This is a genomic window from Paraburkholderia sejongensis, assembly GCF_020880815.1.
Lineage (GTDB): Bacteria > Pseudomonadota > Gammaproteobacteria > Burkholderiales > Burkholderiaceae > Paraburkholderia > Paraburkholderia sejongensis.
This window is the reverse complement of record NZ_JAJITD010000007.1, coordinates 394,216-403,303: the sequence shown is the minus strand read 5'-3', so window position 1 is coordinate 403,303 and position 9,088 is coordinate 394,216. Positions and strand designations below refer to the sequence as shown.

General features: G+C 65.4%; 8 protein-coding genes. 5 read left to right on the top strand and 3 right to left on the bottom strand.

The genetic code is table 11. The annotated features are described in order from the left end of the window. Positions 1-21: 21 nt before the first annotated feature. Both catC and LJ656_RS16790 read right to left on the bottom strand, forming a co-directional pair. The gene (gene catC, locus LJ656_RS16795; RefSeq protein WP_230510515.1) at positions 22-312 is read right to left on the bottom strand and encodes a muconolactone Delta-isomerase; all 291 of its coding nucleotides are present in this window, start codon (positions 310-312) and stop codon (positions 22-24) included. 49 nt (positions 313-361) lie between these two features. After that, positions 362-1,498: a muconate/chloromuconate family cycloisomerase gene (locus LJ656_RS16790; RefSeq protein WP_230510514.1), complete on the bottom strand. Its 1,137-nt coding sequence runs from the start codon at positions 1,496-1,498 to the stop codon at positions 362-364. 499 nt (positions 1,499-1,997) lie between these two features. Here LJ656_RS16790 and ribBA point away from each other — a divergent pair, with 499 nt between their 5' ends. From ribBA to LJ656_RS16770, 4 genes are all read left to right on the top strand, one after another. Beyond that, positions 1,998-3,131 carry a bifunctional 3,4-dihydroxy-2-butanone-4-phosphate synthase/GTP cyclohydrolase II gene (gene ribBA / locus LJ656_RS16785; protein ID WP_230510513.1) on the top strand — a complete coding sequence of 378 codons (1,134 nt, stop codon included), beginning with the start codon at positions 1,998-2,000 and terminating at the stop codon, positions 3,129-3,131. A gap of 48 nt (positions 3,132-3,179) precedes the next feature. Further along, the gene (ribH, locus tag LJ656_RS16780) at positions 3,180-3,689 is read left to right on the top strand and encodes a 6,7-dimethyl-8-ribityllumazine synthase (RefSeq protein ID WP_075302340.1); all 510 of its coding nucleotides are present in this window, start codon (positions 3,180-3,182) and stop codon (positions 3,687-3,689) included. Further along, the gene (gene nusB, locus LJ656_RS16775) at positions 3,686-4,120 is read left to right on the top strand and encodes a transcription antitermination factor NusB (protein WP_230510512.1); all 435 of its coding nucleotides are present in this window, start codon (positions 3,686-3,688) and stop codon (positions 4,118-4,120) included. The genes ribH and nusB overlap by 4 nt, the downstream gene beginning before the upstream one ends. A gap of 224 nt (positions 4,121-4,344) precedes the next feature. Then, the gene (locus LJ656_RS16770) at positions 4,345-5,541 is read left to right on the top strand and encodes a pyridoxal phosphate-dependent aminotransferase (RefSeq protein WP_230510511.1); all 1,197 of its coding nucleotides are present in this window, start codon (positions 4,345-4,347) and stop codon (positions 5,539-5,541) included. 102 nt (positions 5,542-5,643) lie between these two features. On the opposite strand, the gene LJ656_RS16765 is transcribed toward LJ656_RS16770, so the two are convergent. Further along, positions 5,644-6,840 (bottom strand): lytic transglycosylase domain-containing protein, encoded by a 1,197-nt coding sequence (locus LJ656_RS16765; protein ID WP_230510510.1) that lies wholly within the window; start codon positions 6,838-6,840, stop codon positions 5,644-5,646. 649 nt (positions 6,841-7,489) lie between these two features. On the opposite strand from LJ656_RS16765, the gene LJ656_RS16760 reads away from it, so the two are divergent. Next, complete coding sequence (locus LJ656_RS16760; protein WP_230510509.1) at positions 7,490-9,067, top strand: UbiD family decarboxylase; 1,578 nt, start codon at positions 7,490-7,492, stop codon at positions 9,065-9,067. The last annotated feature ends 21 nt before the right edge of the window (positions 9,068-9,088 follow it).

The window sequence follows — 9,088 nt, the reverse complement described above, 5'->3', positions numbered from 1 at the left end:
GGCGTGGTCTCGCCACTGGGCTCAGATGTCGTCGTCCCGAATCGACGACGGGTGACGACACAGAGGTGTCACCGAAATCTTCATGTACGGAAACAGAGGCAGGCCGACCAGGATGTCGTGCAGTTCGGCGTTGCTCTCCACATCGAAGATGCTGTAGTTCGCGTATTCGCCGGCCAGACGCCAGATATGGCGCCACTTGCCGCTACGCTGCAGGTCCTGCGAGTAAGCCTTTTCGCGGGTCTTGATGTCATTGGCGATGTCCGCCGGCATATCGACCGGCAGGTTGACGTCCATTCGTACGTGGAAAAGCATGGTCAGCGTCTCCTCAATCAGGGGGTGTTAATTGGTGGGCGGGTGGGCGTCACTTCGTGACTTTCATCAGCCCATCGCGAGTGAAGCGCTTGACCTTCGCTTCATCCAGTTCGATGCCAAGACCCGGGCCGTTCGGCACGGTCAGTTCGAATTCGCTGTAGTCCAGCGGCCGGGTCAGAATTTCTTCGGTGATCAGCAGCGGGCCGAACAGTTCGGTGCCCCATTGCAGGTTCGCGAAGCTCGCGAACAGATGCGCGGACGCGACCGTGCTGAACGCGCCTTCGAGCATCGTGCCGCCGTACAGCTCGATGCCGGCGGCATCGGCGATCGCGGCCACGCGTTGCGCGGCGAACAGGCCGCCGCTCTGCTCGATCTTGATCGCGAACACGTCCGCGCCGCCGTTCTTCGCGATTTCGAATGCGCTGTCCGGGCCCTGCAGGACTTCGTCGGCCATCAGCGCGACCGGGAAGCGGCGCATCAGGCGCGCGAGCGCGGCCGCCGATGCGACCGGCTGCTCGACCAGATCGCAGCCCGCGTCAGCCAGTGCCGGAATCGCCCACGCGGCCTGGGTCTCGCTCCACGCCATGTTGACGTCGACACGCACCGCGGCGCGCTCGCCGACCGCTTTCTTGATCTCGGCGACGTGTTTGATATCGGTTTTGAGTTCCTTCGCGCCGATCTTCAGCTTGAAGACGTTGTGGCGGCGCACTTCGAGCATGTGCTCGGCTTCGGCGATGTCCTTCGCGGTATCGCCCGAGGCGAGCGTCCACGCGACCGGCAGACGTTCACGGCGGCGCCCGCCCAGCAGTTCGCTGACGGACACGTCCAGGCGCTTGCCGTGCGCGTCGAGCAGCGCGGTTTCGAGCGCGCTCTTCGAGAAATGATTGACCTTGACCAGCTTGCCCAGGTGCGCCATCAGCGCCTGGATGCGCGTTGCGTCCTTGCCGATCATCGCCGGCGCGAAGTACGCGTCGATCGCCAGCTTCATCGCTTCCGGGCTTTCCGGGCCGTAGGCCATCCCGGCGATCGTCGTGCCTTCGCCGATGCCGATCACGCCATCGCTGCAATAGACCCTCACCAGCATCAGCGTCTGCCCGTACATCGTGGCGACCGACAGTTTGTGAGGGCGGATCGTCGGCAGATCGACGAGGCTCGTTTCGATGCGTTCGATGGTCGGGTGGGTCATGGGGCGGCGGCGAGAGAGGAAGTTCGTTGGACGTTTTTATACCTCTCGCGCGATTTTGGCGTCCAATACTTTTGCCGTCCGCTTCCATACCCCCAAAGCATGATGGCGCCCAAAACCGCGCGTTTTCGACCTATTCCGCACTGCACCATGCAACTCGCGCATTGAAAACACGGCGTTCTTTCTCGTCCTTTCTTGATCTGCGTCAAGCTTCCATGCATGTGGAGCATGTTGTGTAACAGGGCCACGAACGAACTGTCGATCCATTCGACCGTAGCATTCACCACTGCCATTCCGCACTGTTGCAATCCGTCAGCGCCACCTTTCAAAGCGCGTCGCGCGCGCCGGCCTGCTCCTCGCCGCCGTGCGTCAACCGTTGCGACGAGCTTAGCAACGGCGGCCTGCCCACCGGTAGTCGGCCAAACGATCTATGTCGTCCGGGCCAGGCGACTTGGGCCCGCGCGTGGCGTAAAATACGCGCTTTCCCGAAAATCTCGCCAACATGACGCTCGCCTCCACCCAAGAGATCATCGCCGAACTGAAAGCCGGCCGGATGGTGATCCTCGTCGACGAAGAAGACCGCGAAAACGAGGGCGACCTCGTGATCGCCGCCGAGTTTGTCACTCCGGAAGCGATCAATTTCATGGCTCGCTACGGCCGTGGCCTGATCTGTCTGACGCTGACCCAGGAACGCTGCAAGCAGCTGAATCTGCCGCTGATGACGTACCGCAACGGCACCCAGTACGGCACCGCGTTCACGGTCAGCATCGAAGCGGCCGAAGGCGTGAGCACCGGCATTTCGGCCGCCGACCGCGCCCGCACGGTCGCCGCCGCGGTCGCGCCCGACGCGCGTGCCGAGCACATCGTGCAGCCGGGCCACGTGTTCCCGATCATGGCCCAGCCGGGCGGCGTGCTGGTGCGCGCCGGCCATACCGAAGCCGGTTGCGACCTCACCGCGCTGGCCGGACTCACGCCGGCCTCGGTGATCTGCGAAGTGATCAACGACGACGGCACGATGGCGCGCCTGCCCGACCTGATCAAGTTCGCCGGGGAGCACGGTCTGAAGATCGGCACGATCGCCGATCTGATCCACTACCGCAGCCTCACCGAATCGATCGTCGAGCGCGTGTGCGAACGCACGATGCAAACCGCGCACGGCGCGTTCCGCGCGATCATGTATCTGGACCAGCCGAGCGGCCAGCCGCATCTCGCGCTGGTGCGCGGCACCCCGACCCCGGACGTCGACACGCCGGTGCGCGTGCACGAGCCGCTGTCGGTGCTCGATCTGCTCGAAGTCGGCGAATCCACCCATTCGTGGACGCTCGACGCAGCCATCAAGGAAATCGCCGAGCGCGATCTCGGCGTGGTCGTGATGCTGAACTGCGGCGACACGAAAGACCATCTGATCGACGTCTTCAAGGCGTTCGACTCGAAGGAAAAAGCCGATGCGCTCAAGCGCCGGCCGGTCGACTTCAAGACCTACGGCATCGGCGCGCAGATTCTGCGCGAACTCGGCGTCGGCAAGATGCAGGTGCTGTCGAATCCGCGCAAGCTCGGCAGCATGTCGGGGTATGGTCTCGAAGTCACGGGCTTCGTGCCGATGCCCGGCGGCAGCACGCAAGCCCCGCAAGGCTGACCCGGCCACTCGCGCGCCTCGCGCCCACTCAAACATTACGGAATTCACATGGAAATCGGACAATACCAACCGAACCTCGATGGCGACGGACTGCGTATCGGCATCGTCCAGGCGCGCTTTAACGAGCCGGTCTGCAACGGCCTCGCGGACTCGTGCATCGAAGAACTCGAACGCCTCGGCGTGACCGGCGAAGACGTGCTGCTGGTCACGGTGCCGGGCGCGCTGGAAATCCCGCTGGCGCTACAAAAGCTCGCGGAAAGCGCGCAATTCGACGCGCTGATCGCGCTCGGCGCGGTGATCCGCGGCGAGACCTACCACTTCGAGCTGGTCTCGAACGAAAGCGGCGCGGGCATCACCCGCATCGGTCTGGACTTCGGCATCCCGGTCGCGAACGCGGTGCTGACCACCGAGAACGACGAACAGGCGGTCGCGCGCATGACCGAAAAGGGTCGCGACGCGGCGCGCGTGGCGGTCGAAATGGCCAACCTCGCGGTTGCGCTGGAACAGCTCGGCGGCGATGACGACGAGGAAGAAGACGAAGACGAGGAACAGGCATGAAGAGCGCACGCCGACGCTCCCGCGAACTGGCCACGCAGGGGCTTTACCAGTGGCTGCTGTCGGGCTCGCCCGGCGGTGAAATCGACGCGCAACTGCGCGGCGCGCAAGGTTACGACAAGGCCGATCACGAGCATCTGGACGCGATCCTGCATGGCGTGATGCGCGACTCCGAGGCGCTGTCGGCCGCGATCGCGCCGTGTCTCGACCGGCCGATCGAGCAGTTGTCGCCGGTCGAACGCGCGGTGTTGCTGGTCGCCGCGTTCGAGCTGAAGAATCACGTCGACATTCCGTATCGCGTGGTCATCAACGAGGCGGTCGAGTTGACCAAGACGTTCGGCGGCTCGGACGGCTACAAGTACGTGAACGGCGTGCTGGACAAGCTCGCGGCGCAACTGCGCGCGACCGAAACGCAAGCGGCCCGCAAGGGCTGAGCGGGGCGCGCGTGCGGCCATCCTGGTGGGTGGCCGTCACGCGCCGTCTCGCATTACCCGAATCACGCGGATGGCACAGCTGGCCGTCCGCCCAGATGGCAGCCCGCGCGCGACAGCGGCTACGTCGGCGCCTCATGCATCTCAGCGTCCCACTCCCCTTCCCGCGCGCGCCGTCCCGCTTCTACTGCCGCTTCTGCCTGTGCTTCTGTACTGGATCTAACTGTATGAACTCCGTGACCGAACCGCTCGCGCGCCTTGCCGCCCGCGTCGACGCTATCCAGCCTTTCTACGTGATGGAACTGGCCAAGGAGGCCGCGCTGCTCGAGCGCGCCGGGCGCGACATCATCCACATGGGCATCGGCGAACCCGACTTCACCGCGCCCGAGCCGGTCATCGAGGCGGCCGCGAACGCGTTGCGCCGCGGCGTCACCCAATACACCAACGCGCTTGGCCTGCATGCGCTGCGCGACGCGATCTCCGCGCATTACGCCGATTTTTACGGTGTCGAGGTCGATCCGGCCCGCATCGTCGTCACCGCCGGCGCGTCGGCCGCGCTGCTGCTCGCGTGCGCGGCGCTGGTCGATCGCGACGACGAAGTGCTGATGCCCGACCCGTGTTATCCGTGCAACCGCCATTTCGTGATCGCCGTCGAAGGCAAGCCGGTGATGGTGCCGAGCGGCCCCGCCGAGCGCTTTCAGCTGACCGCCGCCGACGTCGAGCGGCTGTGGGGCGAGCGCACCCGCGGCGTGCTGCTGGCGTCGCCGTCGAACCCCACCGGCACGTCGATCGAGCCGGCCGAGCTCGAGCGCATCGTCAAGGCCGTGCGGGCGCGCGGAGGCTTCACGATCGTCGACGAAATCTACCAGGGCCTGAGCTACGACGCGAAGCCGGTGTCGGCGCTGTCGTTCGGCGACGACGTGATCACCGTCAACAGCTTCTCGAAGTATTTCAACATGACCGGCTGGCGGCTCGGCTGGCTGGTCGTGCCGCCGGCGATGGTCGGCGCGTTCGAAAAGCTCGCGCAGAACCTGTTCATCTGCGCGTCGGCGCTCGCGCAGCACGCGGCGCTCGCCTGCTTCGAGCCCGATACGATCGCCATTTATGAAGCGCGTCGCCTCGAATTCAAGCGACGCCGCGATTTCATCGCGCCGGCGCTCGAAGCGCTCGGCTTCGCGGTCCCGGTGATGCCGGACGGCGCGTTCTACGTGTACGCGGATTGCCGCGGCGTCGCCCATCCGGCGGCCGGCGACAGCGCGGCGCTGACCAAGGCGATGCTGCACGATGCCGGCGTCGTGCTGGTGCCGGGCATGGATTTCGGCACGCATGCGCCGAAGGACTATATCCGGCTGTCGTATGCGACCGCGTATCCGAAGCTCGAAGAGGCGGTCGAGCGGCTGGCGAAGCTATTTGGGCGGCATTGAACCGCGGAGCGCGGCGCCGAATCAGCCGCTGGAAACGAAAATGGACACCCTCGGGTGTCCATTTTTTTAACGAGCTCAACTGCCCGGAACCGCTGCCGTCAGTCAGGCCCCCAGTTCCGAAGCCGACGCGACATGCCGCGTCGCACTGGCGCTCGTATCGTCATCCTGCTCCGCCGACGGCGTATGCGTCGACGCGCTCGCGTGGCCGGTCTGCAACGTCACCTGCACGCGCTTGCCGTTGCCGCCGTTGCTGCTCGCGGCAGCCGGAACCGGATTGGCCGACGCGGTCAGGACCGGCGCCTGCGGTGCGTTGATCGGCACCTTGCGGCCGCGTGCGACGTCGCGCAGACGGCCACGCTCGGCCATCACCTTCGCGCCGTAGCCGCCGTCGTCCGGCGAGGTCGAGCCGACGTAGAGACGCAGGCCGCCCGGCAGCGAACCACCACGGGCGATGCAATCCTTCAGCACGAGCGCGCCGACCTTGATGTTCGCGAGCGGTTCGAGCGCCGCGCTCTGGCCGCCGAAGTACTGGAATTTGTCCGAATGTACCTTCGACATCACCTGCATCAAACCCTGCGCGCCGACGCCGCTTTCCGCATACGGGTTGAAGCCCGATTCGATCGCCATCACCGACAGCAGCAGCAGCGGATCGAGACCGACTTCGCGGCCGGTGTCGAATGCGGCTTTCACGAGCTCGCCGACCGGCTCCTGGGCGACGCGGTAGCGCCGCGCGAGGTACGACGCGACCAGTTCCTGCTCGCGGCTCGACACCAGCACGCGGTCGTCGCGGGCATCGGCGGAGACGCGCTGCGACGGAATCAGGCTGGCCAGCGCGGTGACGCTTTGCATCGTGCGCGGATCGAGGCCGTTAAGCGTCGCGACGCCAATGCCGGCCGAGCCGGAGTTGTTGAAGGCGCTGTCGAAGCTGGTGCTGCCGACCGTGAAGGTCGTGCCGCCGTCGTTCGCGGCGTCGGGGTTGCCCGAGATGCCGGGCGTGGTGGCCGCCAGCGAGTCGTCGGACGACGGACCGTTGTAGTGGGCCGGGCCGATCGCGGGCATCGGATTGCCTTGCAGCAGGCGGGCCGGACCGGCCTGCACGGCGGCGGACACCACCGGCATCAGCCGCGCGGCGAGCACGCCGCGCCATGTCGGCATCAGCCAGAGAGCGAGTGCCAGTACCACGGCGATTCCGCCGACAATACTGAACAGGTGATGACTGAGTCGCGTCCCGCGCCGCAGCACACCGCGCATCAGCTGCGCAATACGCTCATCGGGACGCCATGATAACCAGGCGTTCATTCAGATCTCCCATCTTGCATGATCCGCGCACGCCGCCAGATAAACACAGGCGGAACGACATGTTCGCGGAGTCAAGACATCGTCTGCTCGCTGGTTGGGCAGCAGCGATGTCGGGAAAACGGCAAATACCGTCCGGGGAGCCATCTCAAAAACAGCCCAGACACACTCGAAGCGTGCCGGGCTTGGCTCCCACGCGAAAAACCAGCGTCAGTGGACGCTGGTGAGGACTTCCAGTGTGGCCGTTCGTGCCCTGAGGGGCACACGGAAACGGTGACGCGTTGCGTCGAAGGACCGGGGCAACGGTAAAAAGGTTAACGCCCTGTGACTAATGTGGACGGATTCTATGCACGGTTTTATAGATCGTCAACACTATAGAATGCAATATCTATAACTAATTGTAATTATGAACAGCGTTCAGTCGGCCGAAAACCGCGCGCCATGCGCGTTTTCGGCGATCTGACCCTAGCCGTTTCGGAGCGGTCATTTAGTCGAACTACGTGCGCTGGCCAACGCAGGTAAAATCGACAACCGTTTTTGCGCCAGCCGGGCTCTTGCGCCGTTCCGGCCGTCGCGTTTATCGCGGGTTTTTCGTCGCTTCCCGTTCGCCATTCGTCCCTATGCGCCGCGCATGCGGCCCCGACCGTTACAGATGAAATACAAAGACCTGCGCGACTTCATCGGCCGCCTTGAATCGATCGGTGAATTGCGCCGTATCTCGCAACCGGTATCGCCGCAACTCGAAATGACCGAGCTGTGCGACCGCGTGCTGCGAGCCGGCGGTCCGGCTCTGCTGTTCGAGAACACCGAGCGGCATGCGTTCCCGGTGCTCGGCAACCTGTTCGGCACGCCGCGCCGGGTCGCGCTCGGCATGGGTATTGATGCCGAGGCCGGCGCGGGCGACCACGACGCGCTGGAATCGCTGCGCGACGTCGGCCGGCTGTTGTCCGCGTTGAAGGAGCCGGAGCCGCCGAAGGGGCTCAAGGATGCGGGCAAGCTGTTCTCGCTCGCGAAGGCGGTGTGGGACATGGCGCCGAAAACGGTCAGCGCGCCGCCCTGCCAGGAAATCGTCTGGGAAGGCGACGACGTCGACCTCGGCAAGCTGCCGATCCAGACCTGCTGGCCCGGCGACGCCGGCCCGCTGATCACCTGGGGGCTCACCGTTACGAAAGGCCCGAACAAGAGCCGACAAAATCTCGGCATTTATCGACAGCAACTGATCGGCCGCCACAAGCTGATCATGCGCTGGCTCGCACATCGCGGCGGCGCGCTCGACTTTCGCGAGTTCGCGCTGCGCAATCCGGGCCAGCCGTATCCGGTCGCCGTGGTGCTCGGCGCTGATCCGGCCACCACGCTCGGCGCGGTCACGCCGGTGCCCGACACGCTGTCCGAGTACCAGTTTGCCGGGCTGCTGCGCGGCGGCCGCACGGAGCTCGCGAAGTGCCTGACGCCGGGCGTCGACGGTCTGCAGGTGCCGGCGCGCGCCGAAATCGTGCTGGAGGGCTTCATCTATCCGCAGGACGGCGCCCCCGCCCCCGCGCCGGCGGGTGCGCCGCCGCGCCCGTCGAAGGGGGCGTCGGCGGGCTACGAGCACGCGCTCGAAGGCCCCTACGGCGACCACACCGGCTACTACAACGAACAGGAGTGGTTCCCGGTCTTCACGGTCGAGCGCATCACGATGCGGCGCGACGCCATCTACCACTCGACCTACACCGGCAAACCGCCCGACGAACCCGCGGTGCTCGGCGTCGCGCTCAACGAAGTGTTCGTGCCGCTGCTGCAGAAGCAGTTCACCGAAATCACCGACTTCTATCTGCCGCCCGAAGGCTGCAGCTACCGGATGGCGATCGTGCAGATGAAGAAGAGCTACGCCGGCCACGCGAAACGCGTGATGTTCGGCGTATGGAGCTTCCTGCGGCAGTTCATGTACACGAAGTTCATCGTGGTCGTCGACGAGGACGTCAACATCCGCGACTGGAAGGAAGTGATCTGGGCGATCACCACGCGGGTCGACCCGACGCGCGACACGGTGCTGGTCGACCGCACGCCGATCGATTATCTCGACTTCGCGTCGCCGGTGGCCGGGCTCGGCTCGAAGATGGGGCTCGACGCGACCAATAAGTGGCCCGGCGAAACCGACCGCGAATGGGGCCGCCCGATCGTGATGGACGACGCCGTGAAGCAGCGCATCGATAGCCTGTGGGATCAGTTGGGCCTCGGCAAGCCCTGAGCCCCTGTCACCCAACAACCG